Source organism: Mesorhizobium neociceri (assembly GCF_013520985.1).
Taxonomy (GTDB): Bacteria; Pseudomonadota; Alphaproteobacteria; order Rhizobiales; family Rhizobiaceae; genus Mesorhizobium; species Mesorhizobium neociceri.
In genome coordinates this window covers 58,598-83,946 of sequence record NZ_JACDTY010000019.1, presented here as the reverse complement: position 1 = coordinate 83,946, position 25,349 = coordinate 58,598, and the positions used below count along the sequence as shown (strand labels likewise).

Sequence of the window (25,349 nt, the reverse complement as noted above, 5' to 3'; positions counted from 1 at the left end):
AATCGATTATGAATGCCATGATCAAAACCGTTCCCGCCACCATGGCTGCCGTGCTGCTGACAGGGCACGGCGGACCGGAGAAACTCGTCTATCGCACCGATGTGAAAGTGCCTACGCCCGGCCCGGGCGAAGTGCTGGTCAAGGTCAGTGCTTGCGGCATGAACAACACCGATGTCTGGGTGCGCCAGGGCGCCTATGGCACGGAGGAGGACGCCGCCGCCGTGTCGACCTGGCGCCGGCAAGGCAACACGCTTACCTTCCCGCGCATCCAGGGCACCGACACGGTCGGCACCATCGCTGCCGTAAGCGAAGGCGTTTCGCCGGACCGCATCGGTGAGCGGGTGATGGTCGATTTTTCGATCTACAACCGCGATGACGATTCGCTCGCCGACATCGACTATATGGGCCATGGCCGCGACGGCGGTTACGCCGAGTACCAGACGGTGCCGGCCGAGAATGCGCATGTCGTCGATACCGAGATGAGCGATGTCGAACTCGCCACCTTCTGCTGTGCGTACCTTACCGGCGAGCAGATGCTGGAGCGCGCCGCACTCAAAGCCGGCGAGCGCGTGCTGGTCACCGGTGCCTCCGGCGGTGTCGGCTCCGGCATCGTGCAATTGGCGCGGGCGCGCGGCGCCATTCCCTACGCCATCGTCGGCAAGGGCAAGGAGCAGACGGTGCGCGACATCGGCGCCGAGGCTGTCATCACCCGCGGCGTCGCCGATCTGCCGCAAGCCGTGAATGAAGCGACTGGCGGCCAGCCGATCGACGTGGTCGCAGACCTCGTCGGCGGCGCGATCTTCAACGACCTGCTGCGCATTCTGCGACCCGAAGGCCGCTACAGCACCGCCGGCGCGATCGCCGGACCGGTCGTGCAGCTCGATCTCCGGACCATGTATCTGAAGCAGCTGCAACTGCACGGCTCCAGCCAGGGCACGCGCGCCGATTTCCGCCGCATTGTTGGATACATCGAGGCCAAGAAAATCCGGCCGCTGGTGGGCGGTGTCTACAAACTGTCCGATTTCCACAAGGCGCAGGCCGATTTCATCGCCAAGGATTTCGTTGGCAAGCTGGTGGTCGTGCCGGACGCCATGTGGATCGATGGCTGACCTGGCAGGACCGCTTTCGTTCGGCCAAGAAAATCACTGCGAACGGTCGGGGTTTGTAGATCTCGCCTGCCCAATCGCGCGGTTTGGACTTATGCAAATTAGTTACGGACTTCGGATTATATATAGTCCGACTTCGGCGAAGTATCCTGGCATCATCCGCAACCAAGGAGATCGCCATGAAGACCGCTTTCATCACTGGAACCTCGTCGGGCTACGGCCTCGAAACCGCAAGGCTTTTCCACGCCAAGGGCTGGAATGTCGTCGCCGCCATGCGCACCCCGCGTGAGGATGTCCTGCCCAAATCCGACCGCATCCATATCGTGCCGCTCGACGTCACCAATGCCGACAGCATTAAGGCCGCGGTCGGAGCGGCCGGCCCGATCGACGTGCTGGTCAACAATGCCGGCATCGGCATGTTCGGTGCTTTCGAGGCGACGTCGATCGACACGGCGCGCCAGATTTTCGAAACCAACACATTCGGTGTCATGGCCATGACCCAGGCGGTGATCCCGCAGTTCCGCGCCCGCCGTTCAGGCACGCTCATCAATGTCACCTCCAGCGCCGTGCTGGCGCCGATGCCGCTGGTTGCCATCTACACCGCCAGCAAGACGGCGATTGACGGCTTCACCGCCTCGCTTGCCAACGAGCTCAATCATTTCGGCATCCGTGTGAAGATGGTCCAGCCGGGCTACGGGCCGACGACCGCTTTCTCGCGCGACGCAGCATCCTACATCGAGCGCTTCATCCCTGAAGCCTATGCCGGCTATGCCAGCGAGATCTTCGCGGAGATGACTCGGCCGACGGCGCACACCGTGCCCGAAGACGTCGCCGAAATGGTCTGGAAGGCCGCGCATGATGACACCGCGACGATCAGTTTCCCCGCAGGACCCGACGCGGTTGCATTGAGCCAGGCGCGCCATGCTGTGGCTGCCTAGTTCCGCCGCCATGTCTGCCGCGCCGGCGAACATTGTCGCCAGGTGCGGCAGGGGCTCATTGCCACCTTCGCCGGGCAGCCGCTCGCTTGGGTTCTCGGCCTGAACGCAGAAGCTTCTCTTCCCTGTCGCTCACCAAGGAGCGAATCCCGGTGAACACCAGGATGATGGCCTCGTCGCGTCCGATATCGTCGGCAACCGCCTTGCGCAGCCAAAGTCCGTCGAGCAGGGCAGCGATGATCAGGCTCGCCTCGTGCAGGCGCGCCGCATCGAACATGCCGCCAAACACCGAAGCCAGGTTGGAGCGCAGCCGCCGGTGGAACAGGCGTTGGAGCCGGGCATATTGCTCGTTTACGCCGGCTTCGGCGCAGACGGATATCCAAGCGCTGGCGATGGGGCGGGTGAAAGCCTGTGCGGGAAAGTTGCCCTCGACGACCGCTTCCAGCCGCGCCCAATTGGTCTGCGCCGCAACGAGCCGCGCGATGACATCTTCCATCAGCAGGCGGTTGTTGTAGCGCACCATGCCGAACAGGACTTCGTCCTTGCCCTTGAAATAGTACGCGAGAATGCCCGGAGACATGCCGGCCTCGCGGCATATGCGGGCCGAGGTCATGCCTTGCAGCCCATGCTCAAGGAATACGCGATGCGCGGCCGCGATCAGCTCGACGCGCCGTATGTCCTCGATTCTGGTTCGCTTGCCCTGAGTCGCCATTTCCCTTTCTAGCAAATAAGATTTTTGTACGCTCATACAAGATTCTATATTGACATACAGCGAAAACGCAATAGCGTTGGCTGGCAGTCGTCTCATCAAGAAAATGGGGAACCAAGAATGCGCACGACAGTCATCTTTGCCTTGCTTTCGGGGTTGATCGCTTCACCCGCCATGGCCGCCGACGCGGCACAGTGCCAGAAGGTCCGCATGGCGGACCTTGGCTGGACCGACATTGCGCTGACCAACACCACCGCCGAGGTCATCCTCGACGCCCTGGGCTACGACGCCTCGCAGACCTTGCTCGGCCTCGGCGTCGCCTATTCGGCGCTGAAGGAGAACGACATGGATGTGTTCCTCGGCAACTGGCGGCCGGTCCAGGACGAGGAATACAAATCCTATTTCGACGAGGGATCGGTCGAAGTGTTGGGCATCAATCTTGAGGGCGCCAAATACACGCTCGCCGTCCCGCAATATGTTGCGGACCAAGGGATCAAGAGCTTCGATGACCTCGCCGCCCACGCCGACAAGTTCGGCAGCAAGATCTATGGCATCGAGGCGGGCTCGAACAAGCCGCTGGTCGACATGGTGGCGGCCAACCGCCATGGGCTCGGCGACTGGCAGATTATCGAGTCCAGCGAGGCGGCAATGCTGACGCAGGTCGCAAACTCGGTGGCGGACAAGGGCTGGGTTGTGTTCCTCGGCTGGGAGCCGCATCCCATGAACCTCGACTACAAGATCACCTATTTGTCGGGCGGGGACATCGAGTTCGGGCCGAATTTCGGTGGCGCTACGGTCCGCACCATCGCCCGCAAGGGCTTTTCGACGGAATGCCCCAACGCGGCCAAGCTGTTCGCCAACCTGGCCTTCGATCTTACCTATGAAAATTACGGCATGCGCATGATCCTGGGGGAGGGAAAGTCCGCCGACGAAGCCGCCCGCGAGATGATCAAGCGCAATCCCGACAAGCTGGCGAAATGGCTGGACGGCGTCTCGACCCTTGACGGTCAGCCAGGCCTGCCGGTCGTGAAAAGCGCGCTGGGTCTCTAGATGAGTGAGAGCATGCTCGCGGCCGTGCTGGAGAGCGCGGGTCAGCCGCTGCGCATCATGGCTGTGCCCCGGCCGGAGCCGGGTCCAGGAGAAATACTGGTTCGCCTGGAAGCCAGCGGCATATGCCATACCGATGTGCATGTCTGGCAAGGCCACGTGCGGCCGGCATCGGGGCAGTCGACTTCTATCCTCGGCCACGAGGGCGTCGGCAGGGTGGTACAGCTCGGCGCCGGCGTCACGAATTGGCGGCTGGGCGAGCGTGCGGGCGTCGCCTGGCTGCACGACACATGCGGCGACTGCGACGAGTGCCACGCCGAAATGGAGTCTTTCTGCCAGCACCAGCGCGCGCATGGCTTCAATGTTGCAGGCACCTTTGCCGAATATGTCGTTGCCGATGCACGCTTTGCCGCGCGGCTGCCGGAGGAAGGCGATGCAGCTGAGCTGGCGCCGCTGATGTGCGCTGGCCTGACCGCTTTCGGCGCGGTGCAAAGGGCAGGGATAAAAGCTGGAGAGATCTGCGCCATCTTCGGTTGTGGTGGGCTCGGCCTCTATGCGATCCAGATAGCTCAACGCCTTGGCGCTGTGGTCGTCGCTATCGATACGGATGCAGCCAAGCTTCGCGTTGCAGCTTCCCTCGGCGCCGAGCACACTTTGCTTGCCTCGCCCGGGCTGGCCAACAACTGGCCGGCAAATTTGCGTGCGCATGTCTGCATCAATTTTGCGCCGACGCCAGCAAGCTGGGATGCGATGGTCGCGGCAATTCGTCCGCGCGGCCGGATCATCGCGGCGGCGATGGTCTCGCAGCCGGTGCCGCTCAGCCAGGAATGGCTGACCGCAAGTGGTGTCTGGATAACCGGGACCAGCGTCGGCACACGCGCGCAGATGCGCGAACTGATCCAGTTGCATGAGGCGCGACCCTTCGAGGCCCAGGTTCAGCGCGTCACGCTCGCCGAGGCAACCAGCGCATTGGAGCGGCTGAAAGCGGGAAGCGCCGAGGGGCGGCAAGCGATCGTCTTTGGTGTCGACAACCGGCGCTGATACCGGAGCGCTGCGGCGAGTACCTTGGCGCAAGGACTATCGGCAATTGACCTCTTGTCATTTGTTTGGAAAAGTCCATTCAATGGTCGACCCGCTCTCCGAAATCATTGAACTGCTCCGGCCCCGGGGCGTGTTCACCAAGGGCATTAGCGGCGCCGGCCGCTGGGGCGTTCGCTATGGTGATTTTGGCCATCCGAGCTTCGCCATCGTGATCGAGGGCGCGTGCCGGTTGGCCGTCGACGGTCAGCAGCCGCTCACGCTGGAGGCCGGCGATTTCATCCTGCTGCCGAAGACACCGGGTTTCACCATGACTGGGTTTGAGCCCGTCATTCCAGAAGTCATCGATCCGCATGTCGCGGCCTTGACGGCGGATGGCGAAGTTCGCCATGGCGACCAGGATGGTCCGCCAAGCGTGCGTATCCTCGGCGGCTACTTCATCTTCGACAGCGAGGATTCCGGACTACTGGTTTCGCTGCTGCCGGATCAGGTCCATGTCCGCGGCGTCGAACGCCTGTCGATCCTGGTGAAACTGTTGATCGAGGAGGCCGCCCGACGCCAGTCGGGACGCGAGCTGGTGCTGACCCGGCTGATCGAGATCCTGTTGGTCGAATCCTTGCGGCTGACGCAGACGCCGGATGCACCCGCCGGACTGCCGCGCGGCCTGGGGGATGTCCGGCTGGCCGAAGCCATCCGGCAGATGCATGCCGATCCGGCTCGTCCCTGGACGATGGCGGAGCTCGCAAGGGAGGCGGCGCTCTCCCGGTCGGCATTTTTCGGCCGCTTCAGCCGCTATGTCGGCGTGCCGCCGATGGAATATCTTCTGGCCTGGCGCATGGCGCTCGCCAAAGACATGCTGCGTCGGCAGGAGATCGACATCGCCGATGTCGCCGAGCGCGTCGGCTACGGCTCAGCCAGCACCTTCAGCACCGCCTTCAGCCGCCATGTCGGCCAGCCGCCCGGCCGCTACGCAAAGGCGACGGCGCGGTAGGCGACAGGTCGCCGCCGGTCCATCACTCCGGCAGGCCGGCCTTGCGGAAGCCATCGACGAAATGTTCGAGCGTGGCAGTGTCGCGGAATGGCTCGGTCTCGACCCAGTGGCGGGTTGTGAAATGCGGATTGGCGACGAGGAACATTTCGACTTCCGCTCGTGCCTCGTCGAGCCGGCCGAGCTGGGCAAGGCCTGCCGCCAGGAAACGGCGTGAGCTTGTCCGATAAGTCTCTTCCCTGCGCAGTGTCTCGACAGCGGCTTCGTACTCGCGTGCCGCATATTGCGCCTGGCCGAGCATCAGATAGTACCAACTTGGCGGAAACGGGTTCAGCCGGAACGCCTTGCGAATGTGCTCAAGGCCGTCCTCTACTCGTCCGGCCAGGACCGTAATGTCCGACAATGTCGCCCAAGCGTCGGCCTCGTTCGGGTCGAGCTCGAACGTCTTGGCGAATTCGGCATCCGCCTCGATGAAGCTGCGCTCATAGGCAAGCAGGTTGGCAAGCACCCAGTGGCAGCCGGCATCGTTGGGGTCGATCGCCACGGCCTTGTGCGCCAGTTGCAAGGCAACGCCACGGTTGGGTTCGATGGGCTCGCCCCAATGCACCCATCCCATCCAGTGGTTCATGGCAAGCCAGCGATGCGCCTCGGCGTATTGCGGATCGAGCGCAACCGCGCGCGTAAGCATCAGATGCGCTTCCCGCGCCGTCTGCGGCGAACCTTCGATCAGCTTGCGCGCCCGCACGCAGAGATCATAAGCCTCGAGATTCTGGGGTCGGTTGCGCGGCAGCGGCGCTCGCAGCCGGCCGAGCAGCGCCTCGACGATCTTGGCCGTCACCTCGTCCTGGACGGCAAAGATATCTTCCAGGCCGCGATCGAAGCGGTCCGCCCACAAATGCTCGCCGCTCAGCGCGTCGACCAGCTGCGCGTTGATGCGGACGCGCCCGGCGGCACGTCTGGCGCTGCCCTCCAGCAGATAACGCACGCCAAGTTCCCTGGCGATCGCGCGAACATCCACCGCCTTGCCCTTGTAGGCAAAGGTCGAGTTGCGCGCGATGACGAACAGGCCGCCGATCCGGGACAGGTCGGTGATCAGGTCTTCGGTCAACCCGTCGGCGAAGGCTTCCTGCTCGGGGTCGTTGCTGAAATTGGCGAAGGGCAGCACGGCTATCGACGGCTTGGCGGGCAGCGGCAAAGCCTGTCGCTTCGCATCACCGAGCTCTTCGATGGCGCCGGTGAAACGATAGCCGACGCGCGGAACCGTCGATATCCATTCACCGCCGTTCGCGGCCGGACCCAACAACTTGCGCAATTGCGCGATCTGCACCGTGAGATTGCCTTCCTCGACTGCGGTGCCTGGCCATGCCGCGTCCATCAACTCGGCCTTGGCCAGGATCTCGCCGGGCCGGGCAACGAGCGCTGCCAGCAGCTGCAGTCCGCGGTGGCCGGCGGCGACGGGAACATCGTCCCGAAGGAGCGTTCCCGCACCGGGATCAAGCACGAACGGACCAAAGGCAAAGCGCGATCCCTGCATAGCGCGCATCTATAACCGGTTTGGAAGTTTTGAGAACTATTTGGGAAGGCTTAATTACGGCGCCGTCCGCATGCTGCAGAGTTCAGCCTCCTACCGAGGGTTCTTGCCCCCTCAAACCGAATGGAGGTTGCCATGAACGATACTCTTGCTTCTGCTCCGGCAGCCTGGCCGGAAAAACCCGTGGCGTCATCTCGCCGGAGCCTGCCGAGCCCGCGAGGCATGATTGCCGCCTGGCGCGAGCGGATACGCTTTCGCTGGGACCTGAAGCAGATGGCGGAGGCCAATCCGCATCTGATCGATGATATCGGCCTGACCGGACGCCAGGTCGAGGCAGAGATCGTAAAACGCTTCTGGCAGGTGTAAGCCGAATGCCGGGCGCCACGACGCCCCGCCGGCATTTACACTTGCCTGAATTTGCCGATCCTGCTTCGAAGGCTGCATGAGCGCCGAAGACGCGACGTCACCGCGAGAGAACCGCATCCCGTGGGCCGCGATGGCCGCCATCATCGCGACCGTCACGGTGTTCGCCGTGGCGCAGGGGCTGACCTATCCGCTGCTCAGCTTCATCCTCGAACGGCAGGGGACGACACCGGGCTTGATCGGCTTCTCGGCGGCGATGACGCCGCTGGGTTTCATTGTCTCGTCGCTCTTCACGCCGGCGCTTGTCCGGCGCGTGGGTGCGGCGCGCTTCGCGGTCCTGTGTTCGATCCTGGCGGCAGCCGCCCTGATCGCGATTGCCTGGACGCAGGACGTCTGGGCCTGGATGCCGCTGCGCTTCCTGCTCGGCTTCTTTGCCAATCCGCTCTATGTGATCAGTGAAACCTGGCTGGTCTCGATCACGCCCGCCACGCGCCGGGGCCGCATCATGGGCCTCTACTCCTCGATCGTTTCGGCAGGCTTCGGCCTCGGCCCACTGTCGCTTAGCCTGGTCGGCACGCAAGGGTGGCCGCCTTTCATCATCGGCAGCGCGGCCTTCCTCGTCTGCGGCCTGATCGTGCTCGCCGTCGCGCCGCGCCTGCCCGACATGCCGCATGAGGGCGAAGCGGTATCGGTCGGCGGCTTCTTCGCGCTGGCGCCGCTGCTTTTGTTTGCGGTTTTCACTGCTGCAGCCTTCGAACAGGTTCTGCTGTCCCTGTTCGCGGTCTATGGCGCCGCGCTCAGCAGCGCCGAGCAGCGCATCGCGTCGCTGATCACCTGTTTCATCGCAGGCAATGCCGTGCTGCAGATTGTGCTCGGGCGCGCGGCCGAACGGTTTGGCTCGAAGCGGATGATGCTGTTCTGTGTCCTGGCTTGCCTTGCCGGTTGCCTGCTGTTGCCCTTGCTCTTCGACACCTGGCTCATCTGGCCGCTTTTCTTCGTCTGGGGCGGGGTCTCGTTCGGCATCTACACGTTGTCGCTGATCCAGCTCGGCGAGCGCTTCACCGGCCAGGCCTTGATCGCCGGCAATGCCGCCTTCGGGTTCGTGTGGGGCATAGGCGGCATCGTCGGCTCACCCGTGGCCGGGCTGGCAATGCAGCTGACCGGACATCAGGGACTGCCATCGTCGCTTGGCCTGCTGTGCTGTGTGCTGGTGGTGTTTCTGATGGTGGAGAGAAAGCGGGTTTGAGAGGCCGGTTCCTGGCGGCGTCTTCCACGCCAGGAACCGCCATGGGCGTTAGCGCACGCATCTACGGACGTGGCCTGGTCCACGGAATGCGCGTCAGTCAAGTTCTTCCATGATGGCCGTCTATCAACGAAGGAACCGGATTTGCTCCATGGCAAGAAGTGGCAATGCCGCGCCGCCTGCAGATACGCTTTCCTCATCGCCGGCCAAAGGATCCACGGCGGCAAGCCTGCCGAAATTAATGCCGCTGCGCGCTTCGATGCTGCGGATGGAAACCTGTGTCGCGGTGCCGAGTTGCGGTGACGTAAATGCCCCGAACACGAATTCCTCTTCCGGCAACAGACTTTGCTGCTGGTCCATCTCGTACCCCGTCGCGCAGAGTTTGCCGGTGTCATCGTGGATGAAGGCGATGACCTTCCAGAAGGCCACCGGAATGCGGACGCCATACATCTCCGGGTCGGCTTTTGCGAAATAGGCGCCGGTGAAGACCGAAATCTTCATCGCATCCTCGCGGGCATGCTGCAGCGCATAGTCCTCGAGCGCCAGCCATATTGGGGCGTTGAAGGCCTGCATCTGCGGCGTCACATTGGTGACGTGCATGGAATCTTCGTTGCCGCGCTTGGCGATTTCCGGCGAACCCCAGCCCGGATCCTCCCGCCGTGTCATATGCCCCCGGCTGAACTTCGGCGGGTTGCCGTAGCATTCCTTCATGATCTGCTGTTCTTTGGGAATGCGCGGATCCCATTTCCAGGCGACGCGGGCGCTCTTCTTGGACTGATTGCCGTCGATGTTGCAGGCGCTCAGAAAGCACATGCGGCGGCTGCGGCTCATGATGACGGAATAGTGTTCGTACCGAAGCTCCGTCTTGGAAACGCCGTCCTCCTGGAACTCAAGAATGTCGTCGGCGCCGCGTATCACCGTCGGCATGTCGACGCTGAATACGTCGCCGAGGAAAGCAGGGTCGTAGCCGCCGCGGTCGCGATAGTCTTCGGCGACGGACTCTGTGTCGTCGATCATGTCCGAGTCGTCTGCACCGCTGTCCGTCACCCTGCTTCGCGCCAACACTGGCGCCAGCGGACCGCCGCGATCGAGCTCCACCGATATGCGCAACGTCAACGGGATCGTCAGGCTGTTGCCGCTGACGCTCTGGCGCACGACGGTCGAGGGGCGGCGCTGCGGCGTCGGGGCCGGGGGCGCATCGCGAGACGGCGTCTCCGTGCGGCGCGGCACGCGGCCAGCCCGTACGTCGTCGAGCAGTTTCTTGACCACGTCGGCGCGCACAGCGTAGTTCGTCGAAAGGAAGCTGCCGCTGAAATGCAGCCCAATCGCATTTCCCCTGTCGAGATCGAAGACCACCGACCCCGAATTGCCGCCGAGTGTCGTGCAATTGTGCAAGATGCGCGTCGGCTCCACCCGAGTCACGCCGCCAGGCGCAAGCCGCTTCTTGTTGTAGATCTTGCCGAAGATGCGCTCCATCAGCTCCGGTTCGGGAATGCGGCTGTCATAGGCGGGATAGCCAATAGTCGCGACGTTTTCGGTCTGCCTGATGTCCGTGGCCAGATCGATAGGGCTTGCAAGCTTGGCCTTTCCGGAGACTATCTCGATCTCGAAGAAGGCAACGTCATAGCCCGCTGCATCCTCGATGTGCAGCGGCTTGACCAGCTTGAAAAGGAGTTGGTCGGGATTGTCGATCTCCTCCAGAAAATCGGTGCTCGCTTCCATGGGTGCGCTCACCCCTGGCTTGAATGTAAAGCCAGCGCCCTTCCGCGCTGCGAATTCCCGGGCGACATGGCGATTGGTGACGAGCACGTTCTCGGCGACCAGCCATCCTGTGCCCACCCACTCGAACGGCGCGCCAAGAAGATTGATCCGCCCAACGGCGCGAATTGCCTTGTCGAGCAGCGGCCTGGCCTTCTTCAGCCGCGCCTCCCAGATTGCGCTATCGGCTCTGTCGATGAAGACAAGCTTGGTCACGTTGTTCAGGATGGCCAGCACCGGCCGCTCGCGCCGCATGGCGATGCTTTCCAACTCTACGGCCTCATCAAGCGCCTCGGGGGATCGCGCGATCTCTATCGCCTCGTTCTCGGCTCCGAGATCGGCGCTCTCTTCGGCAAGCTGCGGGTCGCCCGCCCTGACCGACGCGTTGAAGCGGCGCAACCGCGCCAGTTGGTCCTCAAGCTTGCCCACGGCATCCTCGCTTTCTCGATTTTGGTTGGAACTTATTTCGGCATTGCTGCCTTCCTGCTTGCCCAGGCGTCGGCCGGTTCGCGGAAATTCAGCACCGGTCGGTCGAAATTGGCGTTGCTTGCGGTGCGGTAGAGCCGATCGAGAAGCGCGCCTATTTTTTCGCCGTCAGCCTGGTTGAAATATCTTCCCGAGGCGTTGCGGTAGCCGCTCAGGCGATCGAGAGCAAAACGCAAGCCTGGCGTGAACATCGGCAGGCCGCGCGACGGCAATTCGTAGAGAAGGTCCAGCGCTTCGCGGTGCTCGCCGCGCCGCGCGCGCACCTCGGCCCTGATACACAGCCCGTCCGCCAGCCAGGGCGTGTCGCGACACAGCATTTCAGTCCAGCGGTCCAGCCAGTTGCCGCTGGACGTGCTCTCGCTTTCGCGCCCGTCGGGCGGTCCCACCAGCATCATGACGTAGGCGCCGACGGCAGCGGCGATCGGAAATTCATGCTTGTCGGCGAGCAGATCTCTCGCCTTGCGCCAATAGTCCGAAATCAGCGAAAGCTGCTCGAGCTGACGGCCTTCGAGATAGCGGATAAACAGATCGGCGTCCGGGTCCTGCAGCTTCACCGCAAAATTGCCCGACGCTGTGGCAGGGATAGAAATCTGCGCCCCTTCGGTTCCGGAAACGGGAGCCGCCACATAGAAATAACGGCCATCGTCGTCCGCCGTCCGCACAAAGCCGGGCAGGAAACTGCCGGGGATCGCGATCCAACCGGAGGGATCGGTCGAAAGTTTCTGCCCTTCCGACAAAGTCCGCCCCTCGAAGTCGACCGATATCAGCGCGAATTCGCGTGGGGCGGATTCCTGCACGCTTTCGAGGCTTTCGAGCCCCATGCTTTCCAGCCCAACGCCTTCCAGCACGTTTGCGTCGGATTCGTAGCCCGGCACATTCAGGCGCTCGAAAGCGCTGTTGCTCGTGGCGGGTAGGGACGAGCCCACCCTGGCCTGCGTAAGCATGACCTCGGCATTCTCGCCTGAGGTCGGCATTTGGAACGCCGTTTCCAGGAACGTGCCATTGGGCAGCAGTGCGCGGGCTGCATAAAAACCCGGGGCGAGGTCGATGCCCTCGGCGGGCTGGGCGAGCGTGGTCTCGCCGACAATCTTCAGATCGTGGTCCAGGATCGAGACTCGGGCATCGGAGATGCCGAGGCTCGCAGGTATGGACAGGGTCAACTTGCCGCTCATCTTACCCTCCTATCCCCCACCCGCCGGTGGGGCCGCCGGTGGACCTGCAGGTGGCGCAGCGGGCGGCCCCGCCATGGGAGCCGCGGGCAGGGCTGCCGGCGGAGGCGCGGGCACGATTGCAGCCATGCTTATCGGCCAGTTCGGCGTCTGCTGGTTGATGAGTTGGATATCGGTGACCTCGGAAAATCCGGCCGCGGCCTTGGCCGTCAGCTGAAATATTCCCGCCCGCGAGGTCACAGCGTAGGGGTGATCCGCCTCCGAAGGTGGAATATCCTTGTGGAAGCCGCCGCCCACACGCTCCAATGCGAGCCCGGTAACGCCGATCGCCGCGTCGGGGCGAATGACCAGCCGGAACTCGACCTCCGGCGGCGATGTTAGCCACCGCAGCGTCACGTTCTTGAAACTCGTGCCTGCCGCCGTTGAATACTGGCCGGTTTTCTTCAGCTGGAAATGGTTGCTGAGCGCCGTATTGAGGGTGAAGCTGCTGACCGGCCAGCGCTGTTGCGGGTCGTTCAAATCCCGGTTCTCCGCTCCATTGTCCAGACACTTGATCAGCGCCTCGCAGAAGTCAGTCCTCTTGCCTGCGATCGTCATCGCGATGGCGCCAGGATAGGAAGCCATGAACATCGGCGTTGCGCGGTCGTCGATGCCCGGCAGTGTATCCCACACGGTGCCGGGCGGGTTCGCCAGGCCGGGGTAGTCCATGACGGTCTCGCGGCAGGAATCCACAAAATAGAACTGGGTCCTGGCCATCTCCGGCCGGTTCGCTGAGGGCGCCATGCCAAGCACGAAATTGGCGGCCACCTCGCATGAGCGCTGCAGCACGCCGCCGGCTGCCGGATCGGTGAAATCGGCCAGCGTGATCAAAGGCGTGCCGAGGCGCTCCAGGCCATGCCCGGAATAATAGAAAAAGGTCATGGAGTTGCGGTCGGCGGAGGCTTCCTTGCGCCACTCGATGGCCTCCGGAACGAAATGTTTCCAGTCGGCCGGATCGATCTTGGTCTTTTTCAATTGTTTGCCTTGGCCGAGATCGATCGGGGTAAGTTTCGGCTTTTCCTTCGCCGAAGGCGACATCACCAGGCGGATGGTTGCGAGCGGACAGGTGAGCGTGTCCGCATTGGCGATCAGCCAGCGGCAGATCTCCCAGACGCTGAGCGCCGGCGAGGCCAGCCGCTGCAGGTTGAATTTCTCGGCGTCGGGCGGCTCGTTCGGTTTGGGCAGATGCGTATACTCGCTCACCCCCACCAGGAAGGCATGCGTCTGGGGTTGGCCTGCAAACTTGGCCCGGCGATCGAATACGAGGGTCATCTTAGCCGTACATCTTCTTGATCGTGGCCCGGTCTCCAGGGCTCAACCCCTGGCGCTGACCAACGGTACCGGCGTGGCCGGTGAGAAGCTCAATGGTGGGCTTGCCGTCCTTGGAGAAGGCGACGAGTGGATAATGCATGATGGAGTCGAGATCGTAGTCCTCGACGTCGATGCCATCGTGAATGTGCTGCGTGAAATTGTGCTCCATGCCGGCCTGTATCCGGTCAAACCGGATGCGGATATGCGCGTCGCGATCGATCCGGCTCTGCTCATGCCAGAGGCCGAGCGCATGCCCGATCTCATGGATGGCGTTGCCTGCGCTGCATTCCGGCCCGAGCACCAGTTCCTGGCGCCCGCCCCGCATGCCCACCGCCGAGCGGCAGCCGGAGCCGGGAACGAACGCTACAAAGTTCTTGTGCTTGGGGTTGCTGGGATCGCGCTGCTGGAATTTGATCGAGGTCTTGGCAGACCAGTGGGCCATTGCGTCATGGACGCGCTCTGGTTTCGGCAGCGTCGCTGCCATTTCGAAGATCAGGACGCCCCCCGGCCAGCGAAACTTCTTGCCCAGGATGGCCGATCCAAGTCCTACCGCCCCCTTGCGTAGCATTCCTGGCGATTGTTGCACGGCTGCAAGAGTGTCTGCCGCTTCCTTGGCGCTGCCCAAGACAATGCAACCCTCGACCACCGCCTGGCCGTCGACGACTGTGTATTGAACCGGGCGTACTGTCTTGCCGATCCGCGCAAATGTGGTTTGCACGGCTGGTCCCGCTTTGAGTTCTCCGTCTTCCGCCATTTTCCCCTCCCTCTCAGTCTCGATCGAAAGAATGAAGTCGCAGCCGCTGCGGCGTCTTTGACCCAAGCCGCCACGGGTAACTCAACACTGTGCCGAATGATGCGTCATCCGCTCCGGCCGGAAGGTACCCGGCGCGGGCAGACAGCGTGTATTGCCGCCGCTCTTCGACTGCTTCGTCAGGAACCGAGAGCACAAACGCGACGGGCTGCGTCGAACCGGGCTCAAGCCGGTAGTGCGTCTCGGCCATCACGATCGATGGCGCGTCGAGCATGGTCGTGTCCTCGAGCCGGACGCTGATATCCACGGGGCGGCTGGGTGGACCGTCGACGAAATCAATTGAGCCGTTGATGTCGGGGCTGCTCACCGGGCTGCTCCATCATCTCCGGGAACGCTTCGGTGCGGAGCAAAGCCCGCGACAAGTTCGGCAAAATTTCTGAGGTGACGGCAAACGAACGCAACGCGCCCCGATATCGACAGCACAGTATTCGTGACAATGAACGAGCCCACCGCCATGTCGTCGAGAACCGCTCTTATTGGCCATAATTGGATGACAAGAACGTGGTGATTAAGTGCTGAATTTACTGTGTTGTCAAGTAAACAGGTCGACCTATTGGATTCGACCGAAGTCAACGAAGGCCATGTTATTGACAAAACGTCCACGCGCGCCGCACATGGTCCATGTGACGTCGTCTGGCCTGTCAGATCTCAACGACGAGCAAATATCTTTGTCGATCGTTCACGATGTGAACTGACGCCGCGACAGTCTATGAAATACGTCACGTCCATTCCCTTCGGTACAAAATTGCGAATGGGCCGCAGGGCTGGATCGCGCGTAGGGCGGAAGCGGGCGATTGCTCAGGCGTAAGGCGTACCTGCCATTGCGGCTTTGAGGCCGATGCTGCCCTTGTCGACGAGAGCGAGAAAGGCCGCGCTCGCTTGGCCGCTGTCGCGGGTTTCTCGAAACGTCCGGTGCGCCTGGATGAAGGCCACACTCCATGTCATCAGGAGCAGCGCCGCACCCAGCCGGGCGTCGGGGTCGGCGGCATCACGCCCCGCGCCTTCAGTCAGCGCTACCGTCAGCACGTCCGCCAGCTCATCCCGTATCGCTCTCGCCCGCGCCTTGAGCGTCTCGCTGCCCTCGACCGTCCTGATCAGGCCCTGGCTCCTGGCGGAGAATTCGACGACGGGGCTACGTTCGGCAACCAGGCGATGCGCGAACAGCCGCAACGCCTCGATCGGCGCGATGCCTGGATCGCGCTGCCGCAGAGCCTCGCGCAGCATCTCGCGGCCTTCCTCGTCGCGGTCGAAGAGCATGTCCTCCTTGCGCGGGAAGTGATTGAACACCGTCATCCGCCCGACATCGGCGGCCGCCGCTATCTCATCCACCGTCACTTGATCGAAACCCCGCTCGAAGAACAGGCGCGTGGCGGCATCGGAGATGCCTTGCCGCGTGGCGAGGCGCTTGCGGGATCGGCGGTCGGGCGGGGTTGACATGGTGCTCCTGACAAAATATGTACTAAGTATAGATTGGTATCAAGTATAGAAACAGGTAAGCCGGAAAACAAGCCTTTTCGCTCGACCCCGCCGCAGAAACCCAGCAGGTCCGCGCCCACAGGGCACGTCACGGGCAAGCTCCTCACCGCGCTGCCCCACTATGAACAACTCCTCGTCATGAACAGAACCTTCGCCATGAACAAATCCCTTACCGTCATCTTCGCCGCAATCGGGCTCGACGCCGTCGGCATAGGTCTCATCTTCCCCATCCTCCCGCGCCTCCTCCAAGAGGTGACGCACAGCCCTGACATCGTACCCTACATCGGCATCATGACCGCGCTCTATGCGCTCATGCAATTCGTCTTCGCGCCCATGCTCGGCGCCTTGAGCGATAATATCGGCAGGCGTCCCGTGCTGCTCATTTCGCTCGCCGGTGCGGCCATCAACTACATCGTCATGGCCTTCGCGCCGCAGCTCTGGATGCTGTTCCTCGGCCGCGCCATTGCCGGCCTGACCAGCGCCAACGTCTCCGTCGCCATGGCCTACATCACCGATGTGTCGCCGCAGGATAAGCGAGCCCGCCGCTTCGGCCTGTTCAACGCCGTGTTCGGCGCTGGCTTCATCATCGGGCCGGTGCTCGGCGGTCTGCTCGGCGAATACTGGTTGCGTCTGCCTTTCATCGCCGCCGCCGTGCTCAACGCCTGCAATCTTCTACTCGCCTTCTTCGTCCTGCCGGAGTCGCGCACACCGGCCCGCCAGAAGCTCGATCTGGTCGCGCTCAACCCGCTTGCGCCGCTGCGCTGGGTGTTCTCGATGAGAGGGCTGCTGCCCATCATCCTGGTGTTCTTCATCATGAGCGCCACCGGAGAGGCCTACGGCACCTGCTGGGCGCTCTGGGGCTTCGACACGTTCCAGTGGAACGGCGTCTGGATCGGCCTTTCGCTGGGTGCGTTCGGCGTCTGCCAGACGCTGGTGCAGGCATTCCTGCCCGGCCCAGCGGCGAGGCTGCTCGGCGAGCGCTGGGCCGTCGTCACCGGCATCGGTTTCGCCTGCATTGCCCTTCTCGCCATGGCTTTCGCCAATCACGGCTGGATGGTGTTCGCCATCATGCCGGTCTTCGCGCTGGCCGGCATCGGCGCCCCGGCGTTCCAGGCCTTTGCCACGAGGCAGGTCGACCCCGCCCGCCAGGGCCAGCTCCAGGGCGTGCTGGCATCGGCCGTCAGCCTCGCCTCCGTCATTGCCCCGCTTGGCTTCTCGACCTTCTACTTTGTTGTCCAGAAGCAGTGGCCCGGAGCCATCTGGCTCTCGGTGCTGGTCGTCTATGCCATAGCCATTCCGCTGGTTCTTCTCGGCACCCGGAGCGCCCGCTCCGTAGAGCCTGCGATCGCGTAGATCTCCGTCAGTAAAGCCGCTCACACACCAGACCTTGCAAATATGCTATACTCACCGGACGTAACCGGGAGAGGTATCGATGAAGAAGGCTTTCCTGATTTCTGCCATTGTCGAGATGACATTTCTAGGCGCGGCGACGACGGCGTCATTGGCGGATGATCTTCCCGCCTTGAACTCGAAGTGGCGCGAACAGCAACGCGGAACCTGCCTGGAGATTACTCGAATCTCGGACGCACTTCCTGGACCGGCAGGCTGCGCTCAGATTGCCGGTCGGATGAAAGACGATCTGATGATCGGTTGTGCCTGCAAAAGCGGATCGGAAATCAGCTTTTTCACCGGGCTGCAGACCGACAATTCCATAAAGCCTGATATCTTCATTGGCCGGTACAGCGCGGAAGCCATAATCGCCCAATTTTGCACCAGAAGTAGCAACGACTGGCCTCCGGAATATGATTGCAAAAATGAAATGACGTTCAAAAGCGTCAGCAGTTGCAAACCCTAAACCGCGCCGTTGAAAGACCGAAGCTTCATTAGCCGTGCTGTAGAGATTACTGCTTGGGCGACGGCGTGGCGGGCGAAGAGGGCGAAGCGGCCGATCAGGACCGGCTGAATGAGAAGAGCTTCGCATCGGAGTCTTCGATGCCGCCGATCGCCGAGGCAACGATCTCCGAAGCGATCTGCGAGAAGGTGATACCGTTGCCGCCATAACCCATCACGGCGTGGATGCGTGGGTGGCACGGCAGTGCGCCAATATAGGGCATGCCTGTGCTCGTGGTGCCGAATGAGCCGGTCCAGGCGAATTCGGGGCGGACGTCGAGCCGCGGCAGCAGGCGATGCAGTTTCTTCGCCAGACGTTTCGCCTTGTCGGCGATCAGCGGGTCACGACGCGCCTCGTCGGTGAACCCCTCATCCTCGCCGCCGCAGACGACGCGGCCGTCTGCTGTCGCGCGCAGGTACAGATATGGCTCCGACGCTTCCCAGATCAGCACGGCGCGCGGCCAAATGTTTTTCGGCTGCGGCGCCGTGGCGATCGCCCAGGTCGAGACGACGCTGTGCGCGGTCTTCGGGATGATATCGGTCAGTTCGTAGCCGGTGGCCAGCACCAGATGCCGCGCAGTGATCGTCGGACCGAGGCTGGTAGCGACGGCGACCTGGTCACGGCTGTCCTCGATCGCCGTCGCCTGCACCGGCGCGTAGAAACGCGCCTTGCGCTGCAGCGATTTCAGCAGCAGGCCGGCGGTGAGTTTGCGCGGGTCGAGCGCAAGATTGCCGTGGCTCAGGATGGCGCCGGCGCGATCGATACCAAACTCGTCGGCGAGGACCTTGCGGGTCAGGTAGCTTGCGCCGATGCCGACCTGCCGGCGCGCTTCTGCCTCGTCGCGCAGCGCGGAGGGGTCGAGTACATCGCCGGCCAGATAGAGCGAAGGGGATGATGTAAGGCGACAGTCGATGCCGAGTTCGGCGATCCTTCCGCCAAGGTTGGACACCGCAAGCCGCGACCGACGCCATGCCTGTCCGGCATCGGCCTTCCCGACCATCGGCGAAAGTTTCGTCAGCGGCTGGTCAAGTTCGAACTGCACCAGCGCCGTCGTCGCCGCAGTCGATCCCAGCAAGGGTCCACGACGGTCGATGCAGATCACCGAATGGCCAGCGCCGGCCAGCGTTTCTGTGGCCATGGCGCCGCTGATCCCCATGCCGACGATCAGCACGTCGGTCTTGACGTCGCGGGTCAGTTTTTCCGTCGGCACCGATGGCGCCCGATAGGCAAACCAGACCGGCCGGCCACTGCGCAGGTCGAGTTTGCGTGCCACCAATGTCTCCAGACGCCAGCAATGTCTTCAACTGCCAACCAATGTCGTCAAACCGAGAGCGGCCGCCGTAGCTGCGAGCTTCGGCGGCCGATGGCGACGCTATATGCGTCCGAGAACAACCAGAATGATCACGATGATCAGCACCAGCCCGAGGCCGCCGCCGCCATAGTAACCCGTGCCGTAAAATGGTCCGCCGCCGAGGCCGCTGAAGCCGCCAAGCAACGCGATGATAAGGATGATAATAAGAATGGTACCCAGGCCCATATGCCGTCTCCTCCTTGCGCTGCCGCGCCATTCACGCCGCGCGGCTCGAAGACAGAAACTCGCGGCAAGCCGTCCTGTTCCCCAGCCATTTTCATGCGACGGCTAAGGAACGAAACCCATCATGACGGCGTTTGTTGAGGTTAAGGCGCACGCCGCAGCGTGCCATCGCGCGCTAGGGGGCGCGGTAGAATTCAGTGCGGAATCGCCCTTAAGACACAGCTGCAGTTCATCGACCTGAACGCGCCGGTAGGCGGCGGGCGTCACATCGAGCTATTCCCGAATAGGATGCGCCTGCCCTCAAGGAGGATATCATCGAGGCCTTTTACGACGGTATCAAGCACAAGCCCGAGACCACCTTCGGCAACGTCAAGGCCGATGTGATCGCCGACAAGGAGCCGCATTTCCATCGCGGCAATTTCTGCTCGGTGATCCGCAACTCCGCGTGGCGTTAGAGCAGCATCATTCTCGACGCGTATGGTCAAGATCGGCGGCGGGCTGCTGCTGTTCTACGTATGGCTGCTATGGGGATCGAAGCCGCTGTTGCAGATTGAATTGCGGCCTAGGAAATGATCGCATGCGACCCGCGATGCAAGGACCTTGACCGGATCATGCAAGGTCGGGATGTAACGAGGCGCAGGAGGATCAATGGCTGACGCGTCGTCCGGAAATTTCGGCTGCCAGCGCTGCTGGCCGGTGTCGCCGGACGACGCCTGGGAGGCGCGCGCCGGCCTGTCTCACCAGGCCACGCTCATCGACGAGTCGCATCTGATCGCCTCGGTGCTCGGCTGCCCCGTCTGTTCGCAGCGCTTCGTTTCCGTCTTCATCGAGACCGTTGACTGGGTCGGCGGCGACGATCCGCAATGCTGGGTCCAACTGCCGCTGACGCCTGATGAAGCCGAGCGGCTGACGCGCGAGCCTGTCACGGAAGCCGATCTTCACGGCCTCGGTGGCGGCAGGCGCTCTCTCCTGAAAGGCTTCCTTAGGGGAGGTGTCGAAAAATGCATGTGGACCAAGGGCCTGTCCATCGGCTGGCACGACTAAGCATGATCCCAAAAAGTGGGTTCCGGTTTTTGGAAAAGATCATGCTCCAACAAAAAGTTAGATCATGATGAGATTTCAACCAAATCTCATCATGATTTAGCCGCGAAGGCGACCATCGGCTGAGCGCAGCGTCCGTCTCCTCACGTCGCCTTGCCGGCCGGCGCGCCTGTGTCTTCCTCCGACATGTCGTCGAACGAGGCGTAGTTCATGTTGTAGAGCCGCGCGTAGAGCCCTTTGGCCGCCATCAGCTGCTCGTGGTTGCCGCTTTCGACGATCTCACCGTTCTGCAGCACGATGATGCGATCGGCGCCGCGGATGGTGGCGAGCCGGTGGGCGATGACCAGGCCGGTGCGGCCTTCCAGCAGCGTGACCAGCGCCTTCTGGATCAGCATCTCGGTGTAGGAATCGATGCTGGCCGTAGCTTCGTCGAGCACCAGGATTTTTGCATCCGCCACCAGCGCGCGCGCAAAACTGATCAGCTGGCGCTGGCCGAGCGAGAGATTGCCGCCGCGCTGCTCGAGCTCGGTGTCGTAGCCGTCGGGCAAATGCTCGATGAAGTCGTGTGCGCCGACGGCCTGTGCGGCGCGCATCACTTCCTCGCGTGTTGCGCCGGTTTTGTGGTAGCGGATGTTTTCCAGCACCGTGCCCGAAAACAGGAACGGCTCCTGCAGCACCATGGCGACCTGGTCGCCGAGCGAATCCTGCGTTACGTCGCGCACATCGTGGCCGCCGACCCGCACCTCGCCCGACCAGACATCGTAGAAGCGGTGCACCAGCGCCATGCAGCTCGACTTGCCCGAACCGGTCGGGCCGACCAGCGCTACCGTCTCGCTGGGATTGACGCGGAAGGAGACATTTTTGAGCACCGGCTGGTTCTGCCGGTAGCCGAAGGTGACGTTCCTGAACTCGACCGAGCCGTCCATGTCGCGCGTCAGCTTCACCGCGCCTCGCCTGTCGCTGACGTCGACCGGCACGTCCAGCACTTCGGAGATGCGCTGGCCCGACGCCATGGCCCGCTGCATCACGCTGTACTGCATGGTGAGCGAGCGGATCGGGTCGAAGAAGCGTTGGATGTAGAACAGGAACGCCACCATGACGCCGATGTCGAGGCTGTGCGACAGCACCATCGAACCGCCGACGACGATGACCGTCGCCATGGCGATGCCGGTCAGCGTGTCGACGATCGGCACCATCACCTGCGCATATTTGGCCGAGGTCAGGTGCGTCTTCAAGTTGGCCAGCACCTTCTCGTCATAAAGGTCGAAATTGACGTGCTGGCGTTCGAGACTCTGCACCGTGCGCACGCCATGGATGCCTTCGGCAAGCGCGCCGTTGGCGATCGAATTGGTCTCGTGCGCGGCCATGAAGGCGACCTTGGCCCGCGGCAGCCAGAACAGGCGCACGATGAACAGCGCCGGCATGGTCGACAGCGTCAGCAGGCCGAGCCGGAAATCGAGCCAGAGCAGAACGGTGACGATGCCGAACAGAAGCACGATGTCGCCGACCGACATGACGGATGTTTCAAGGAACTCCTGCATCGAATTGACGTCGCCCTGCAGGCGCGACATCAACCGGCCCACCTCGGTCTTGTCCATGAAGCTCAGCGAGACCCTCTGCAGATGGCTGAACATGGCGCGGCGCAGGTCCGACAGCACATTTTCGGCCACCTTGCCGACCACGCTTTCCTGGACATAGCTGGCGGCGTAGTTGATCAGGATGATCAGTGCGAAAGCGCCGATCGCCCAGTTCATTACAGAGCGGTCGGGCCGGCCGGCCGCCATGCCATGGTCGATGGCGTAGCGGATGACCAGCGGGATCGCCAGCTGCGTCAGCGTGAACACCAGCACGGCAGTGACCGAGATGAAGATCCGGCCCTGATACGGTTTTACAAAGCTCCAGATGCGGCTGATGATGCGCGGATCGTAGGCCTTGCCGAAAACCTCTTCCTCGTCGCGATGCGAGCCGACGACGGCCTTGGTCGGCCGCCCGCTGGTGTCTTCCTTCTCGTCGTCATTCTGTGTCGACATCACGCGGCTCCCACTGCCACCGGCAAATCGTCTTCCGGCCGCAACTGAAGGTCGTAGAGCGCGCGGTAGCGTCCGCCGAGCGCCAGCAGTTCCTGGTGCGTGCCGCGCTCGGCGATGCGGCCGTTCTCGATGAACAGGATCTGGTCGGCATGCATCAGCGAGCTCAGCCGGTGCGAGATGATCAGCGTCACGCGGTCCTTGGCGAAGCGCTTCATCGCGGTGCGAATCCGCTGCTCGGTGCCGGCGTCGACGGCCGCAGTGGAATCGTCGAAGACCAGAACCGAAGGTCGCAGCATCAGGGTGCGGGCAATCGTCAGGCGCTGCCGCTGGCCGCCGGAAAGCGACGCGCCGCGTTCACCGACGACCGTGGTGTAGCCCGCCGGGAGCCCGATAATGTAGTTGTGCAGCTGGGCGTACTCGGCTGCCTGCCCGATGCGGGTCTCGCGCGCCCACGGATTGCCATAGGCGATGTTGTTCTCGATCGAGGTGGTGAACAGGAACGCGTCCTGCTGCACGACGCCGACCGCCTTGCGCAGCGACTGCAGTGTGACCGCACGAATGTCCTGCCCGTCGATAGTGATAGCGCCCGACGTGACGTCGTAGAAGCGCGGGATCAGATGCGCAATGGTCGACTTGCCGCTGCCCGGCGGGCCGACAACGCCGACGGTCTCGCCGGACCTCGCCTCGAAGGAAATGCCCAACAGCGCCGGCCGGCCGCCCGCGCCGGCATAGCGGAAACCGACATTGTCGAAGCGCAGCACGCCTTCGCTGACCACGAGATCCTTGGCGCCAGGCGCATCCTCGATGTCGAGTTCGGCGTCGAGCAGTTCGAACAGCCTGGTGCCACAGGTCGAGGCGCGGGCAAACGAGTTGACCATCAGGCCGAGCTGGCGCACCGGCATCTGCAGAATGGTCATGAAGGTCAGGAACTGGGCCAGGGTGCCGACGCTGATCTCGCCCGCAATCACCTTCTGGCCGCCGAACCACAACACCAGTCCCATGGCCGCCAGGAAGGAAAAATTCATGGCGCTGGTGTTGGAGACACGGATGTCGACGCGTTGGTCGGCGAGCTCCAGCGCCGACAGCTTGGCGCGGTCGAATTTCTCCAGCTCGTGTTGCTGCGCGGCGAAGGCGCGCACGACGCGGATGCCGCCGAGATTCTCGTCCATCACCCGGCTCAGCACCGAGAGGCGCTCCTGCAACGTCAGCCAGGTGCTGCGCAATCTGAGCTGCGTGACCGAGGAGCGCCAGGCGACGAACGGCACAAAACTCAGGCTGAGCAGCCCGAGCTCGATATCGGTGCTGATCAGGAGGTAGGAGCCGACGCCGATCAGCACACCGAGCAGCACGACGCGCAATATGCCGGTGGAAAAGAACATGCGCACGCCGTCGAGGTCGAGCAGGCCGAGCGTGATGAGGTCGCCGGTGTGGACCCTGTCATGGAAGGAGAAGCTCAGCCGCTGAATCTTCTCGTAGAAAGCCAGGCGCAATTCATAGCCGGTGCGGTGGCCGACGGCCTCGCCGTAATAGTTCTGCGCCATGGTGAAGAGGCCGCGCAGGATCGAGACGACGAGCAGCGTCAGCGCCGTCGTCCACAGCGCCTGCTCCGCCGCCGCCCCGCCGCCCGCGGTCATTACCCCTTGCGCCTGGTCGATGGCGTGCCCCAGCAGGCGCGGGATGAACAGCTGTAGCGTCGCGGCGACGAAGGTCGAGACGATGGTGATCGCCACCTGCCAGGGATGGCGCAGCGTCATGCGCACGATGCGCAGCAGCGTGCTGAGGCCCTTGCCCCAGGAGGCCTCCGCCACATGGGCAAACGATTTGCCGCGCTTGGCCGCGCCGCTTGTTGCATCCGTATTCAAGGAAAATATCCAGCCCGATCCGGACATTAGCCCGGACGAATGAAAGCAGACTCAGTTTCAGATGCTGCAATGGTACGCCTCCATTTTGGCCGTTCAAGGGCCAATGGCGGCATCGCACTGTGCCTGAGGGCGGCGCATAACATATGAGTTGAGGCTAAGATTGCAGGTTTGGCTTATGGCGCATTGCGAGGCATTGTCCCGCACGATCAGCCCGCCATCCAGCCGCCATCCACCATCAGATTGATGCCGGTGACATAGCTTGCCATGTCGCTGGCAAGAAACAGCGCCGCGCCTGCCACATCGTTCGGGGTGCCGAGCCGCGGCCAAGGCGTGCGGCCGTGTGAATACGCAAGCGCGTCGGGATCATTGGCGACGCCCGGCTTGCCGGTGATGATCTTGCCGGGCGCAATCGCATTGCAGACAATCAGATCGTCGGCATGGTCGACGGCGATCTGCCGCGTCATCTGCACGATACCGCCCTTGCTCGCCGAATAGGGAAAATCGCCGGGGCAGGCGACCATGCCGTGCTGAGAGGAGATGTTGATGATACGGCCGCGAACCTCGTGCACCGGCGCCTGGCCGAGCATCTGTATGACGGCGCGTTTTGAGCCGTAGAAAAAGCCTGTCAAATTGATGCCGATGACGCGGTTCCATTGCTCAGGTGTGGTCTCGACCAAATTGGTGCTGGTGTAGACGGCCGCATTGTTGACCATCACGTCGAGCCGGCCGAAGCGCGCGGCCGTCGCGCCGACCAGCGCATCGACCGCGTTCCAGTCCGAAATGTCGGTTGCGACATGCATCGCCGTCCCGCCGGTCGACTGGATCAGATCGACGGTGCTCTGGCCGCCTTCGATAGGCACTTCGACCGTGTCGGCAATGACGACGGCGCCGCCTTCGGCCGCGAATTTGAGCGCGATCGCGCGGCCGATGCCGGAACTTCCTCCGGTGACGATCGCGACCTTGTCTTTGAGCAGGGGCATT

The 25,349-nt window shown here is 62.9% G+C and carries 23 protein-coding genes and 1 pseudogene; 11 read left to right on the top strand and 13 right to left on the bottom strand.

Annotation, left to right across the window (positions count from 1 at the left end; genetic code table 11):
* Positions 1–8 precede the first annotated feature (8 nt).
* Together H0241_RS28250 and H0241_RS28245 are read left to right on the top strand one after the other, a co-directional pair.
* The gene (locus H0241_RS28250; protein WP_181061058.1) at positions 9–1,109 is read left to right on the top strand and encodes an alcohol dehydrogenase family protein; all 1,101 of its coding nucleotides are present in this window, start codon (positions 9–11) and stop codon (positions 1,107–1,109) included.
* 176 nt (positions 1,110–1,285) lie between these two features.
* The gene (locus H0241_RS28245) at positions 1,286–2,044 is read left to right on the top strand and encodes an SDR family oxidoreductase (RefSeq protein ID WP_181061057.1); all 759 of its coding nucleotides are present in this window, start codon (positions 1,286–1,288) and stop codon (positions 2,042–2,044) included.
* A 55-nt stretch (positions 2,045–2,099) separates the two neighbouring features.
* Here H0241_RS28245 and betI read toward each other — a convergent pair whose 3' ends face one another.
* Positions 2,100–2,849 carry a transcriptional regulator BetI gene (betI, locus tag H0241_RS28240; protein ID WP_235984530.1) on the bottom strand — a complete coding sequence of 250 codons (750 nt, stop codon included), beginning with the start codon at positions 2,847–2,849 and terminating at the stop codon, positions 2,100–2,102.
* 21 nt (positions 2,850–2,870) lie between these two features.
* Here betI and choX point away from each other — a divergent pair, with 21 nt between their 5' ends.
* The 3 genes from choX (at position 2,871) to H0241_RS28225 (ending at position 5,826) form a co-directional block, all read left to right on the top strand.
* A complete protein-coding gene (choX, locus tag H0241_RS28235) occupies positions 2,871–3,800 on the top strand; it encodes a choline ABC transporter substrate-binding protein (RefSeq protein ID WP_181061055.1) in 930 nt (309 codons plus the stop codon).
* A complete protein-coding gene (locus H0241_RS28230) occupies positions 3,801–4,838 on the top strand; it encodes an alcohol dehydrogenase catalytic domain-containing protein (protein WP_181061054.1) in 1,038 nt (345 codons plus the stop codon). It begins immediately after the preceding gene.
* 82 nt (positions 4,839–4,920) lie between these two features.
* Complete coding sequence (locus H0241_RS28225; RefSeq protein WP_181061053.1) at positions 4,921–5,826, top strand: AraC family transcriptional regulator; 906 nt, start codon at positions 4,921–4,923, stop codon at positions 5,824–5,826.
* 22 nt (positions 5,827–5,848) lie between these two features.
* Here H0241_RS28225 and H0241_RS28220 read toward each other — a convergent pair whose 3' ends face one another.
* Positions 5,849–7,366, bottom strand: a complete 1,518-nt coding sequence (locus H0241_RS28220) for a winged helix-turn-helix domain-containing tetratricopeptide repeat protein (protein ID WP_235984525.1) — start codon at positions 7,364–7,366, stop codon at positions 5,849–5,851.
* A gap of 123 nt (positions 7,367–7,489) precedes the next feature.
* Here H0241_RS28220 and H0241_RS28215 point away from each other — a divergent pair, with 123 nt between their 5' ends.
* Positions 7,490–7,720 carry a DUF1127 domain-containing protein gene (locus H0241_RS28215; RefSeq protein ID WP_181061051.1) on the top strand — a complete coding sequence of 77 codons (231 nt, stop codon included), beginning with the start codon at positions 7,490–7,492 and terminating at the stop codon, positions 7,718–7,720.
* A 76-nt stretch (positions 7,721–7,796) separates the two neighbouring features.
* Positions 7,797–8,963, top strand: a complete 1,167-nt coding sequence (locus H0241_RS28210) for an MFS transporter (RefSeq protein ID WP_181061050.1) — start codon at positions 7,797–7,799, stop codon at positions 8,961–8,963.
* 123 nt (positions 8,964–9,086) lie between these two features.
* On the opposite strand, the gene H0241_RS28205 is transcribed toward H0241_RS28210, so the two are convergent.
* From H0241_RS28205 to H0241_RS28180, 6 genes are all read right to left on the bottom strand, one after another.
* A complete protein-coding gene (locus H0241_RS28205; RefSeq protein WP_181061049.1) occupies positions 9,087–11,147 on the bottom strand; it encodes a DNA/RNA non-specific endonuclease in 2,061 nt (686 codons plus the stop codon).
* 32 nt (positions 11,148–11,179) lie between these two features.
* The gene (locus H0241_RS28200) at positions 11,180–12,376 is read right to left on the bottom strand and encodes a hypothetical protein (protein WP_181061048.1); all 1,197 of its coding nucleotides are present in this window, start codon (positions 12,374–12,376) and stop codon (positions 11,180–11,182) included.
* Between the two features lie 9 nt (positions 12,377–12,385).
* Positions 12,386–13,684, bottom strand: a complete 1,299-nt coding sequence (locus tag H0241_RS28195; RefSeq protein ID WP_181061047.1) for a caspase family protein — start codon at positions 13,682–13,684, stop codon at positions 12,386–12,388.
* Position 13,685: 1 nt separating this feature from the next.
* The gene (locus H0241_RS28190) at positions 13,686–14,477 is read right to left on the bottom strand and encodes a M12 family metallopeptidase (RefSeq protein ID WP_181061046.1); all 792 of its coding nucleotides are present in this window, start codon (positions 14,475–14,477) and stop codon (positions 13,686–13,688) included.
* Between the two features lie 13 nt (positions 14,478–14,490).
* Positions 14,491–14,841 carry a YbaY family lipoprotein gene (locus tag H0241_RS28185; protein WP_181061045.1) on the bottom strand — a complete coding sequence of 117 codons (351 nt, stop codon included), beginning with the start codon at positions 14,839–14,841 and terminating at the stop codon, positions 14,491–14,493.
* A gap of 491 nt (positions 14,842–15,332) precedes the next feature.
* Entirely contained in the window at positions 15,333–15,971 is a 639-nt protein-coding gene (locus H0241_RS28180; RefSeq protein WP_181061044.1) for a TetR/AcrR family transcriptional regulator, read from the bottom strand.
* Between the two features lie 195 nt (positions 15,972–16,166).
* Here H0241_RS28180 and H0241_RS28175 point away from each other — a divergent pair, with 195 nt between their 5' ends.
* Together H0241_RS28175 and H0241_RS28170 are read left to right on the top strand one after the other, a co-directional pair.
* A complete protein-coding gene (locus tag H0241_RS28175) occupies positions 16,167–17,363 on the top strand; it encodes a TCR/Tet family MFS transporter (RefSeq protein WP_181061043.1) in 1,197 nt (398 codons plus the stop codon).
* 79 nt (positions 17,364–17,442) lie between these two features.
* Positions 17,443–17,865, top strand: a complete 423-nt coding sequence (locus tag H0241_RS28170; RefSeq protein ID WP_181061042.1) for a hypothetical protein — start codon at positions 17,443–17,445, stop codon at positions 17,863–17,865.
* Positions 17,866–17,959: 94 nt separating this feature from the next.
* On the opposite strand, the gene H0241_RS28165 is transcribed toward H0241_RS28170, so the two are convergent.
* The gene (locus tag H0241_RS28165; RefSeq protein WP_181061041.1) at positions 17,960–19,174 is read right to left on the bottom strand and encodes an NAD(P)/FAD-dependent oxidoreductase; all 1,215 of its coding nucleotides are present in this window, start codon (positions 19,172–19,174) and stop codon (positions 17,960–17,962) included.
* Between the two features lie 99 nt (positions 19,175–19,273).
* Complete coding sequence (locus tag H0241_RS28160) at positions 19,274–19,438, bottom strand: DUF3309 family protein (RefSeq protein WP_023667887.1); 165 nt, start codon at positions 19,436–19,438, stop codon at positions 19,274–19,276.
* A 290-nt stretch (positions 19,439–19,728) separates the two neighbouring features.
* Here H0241_RS28160 and H0241_RS35845 point away from each other — a divergent pair.
* Positions 19,729–19,890 (top strand): annotated as a pseudogene (locus H0241_RS35845) (phosphohydrolase); the annotation flags it as partial.
* Between the two features lie 193 nt (positions 19,891–20,083).
* A complete protein-coding gene (locus tag H0241_RS28155) occupies positions 20,084–20,479 on the top strand; it encodes a hypothetical protein (RefSeq protein ID WP_181061040.1) in 396 nt (131 codons plus the stop codon).
* Between the two features lie 140 nt (positions 20,480–20,619).
* Here the strand turns inward: H0241_RS28155 and H0241_RS28150 are convergent, their stop codons facing one another.
* The 3 genes from H0241_RS28150 to H0241_RS28140 all read right to left on the bottom strand — a co-directional run bounded on the left by H0241_RS28150 (position 20,620) and on the right by H0241_RS28140 (position 25,348).
* Positions 20,620–22,506 (bottom strand): ABC transporter ATP-binding protein, encoded by a 1,887-nt coding sequence (locus tag H0241_RS28150; RefSeq protein WP_181061039.1) that lies wholly within the window; start codon positions 22,504–22,506, stop codon positions 20,620–20,622.
* On the bottom strand, positions 22,506–24,395 hold the full coding sequence (locus tag H0241_RS28145; RefSeq protein WP_407941780.1) for an ABC transporter ATP-binding protein: 1,890 nt from the start codon (positions 24,393–24,395) through the stop codon (positions 22,506–22,508). The genes H0241_RS28150 and H0241_RS28145 overlap by 1 nt, the downstream gene beginning before the upstream one ends.
* A 179-nt stretch (positions 24,396–24,574) precedes the next feature.
* Positions 24,575–25,348, bottom strand: coding sequence for an SDR family NAD(P)-dependent oxidoreductase (locus H0241_RS28140; RefSeq protein WP_181061037.1), 774 nt, complete (start codon positions 25,346–25,348; stop codon positions 24,575–24,577).
* Position 25,349 lies beyond the last annotated feature (1 nt).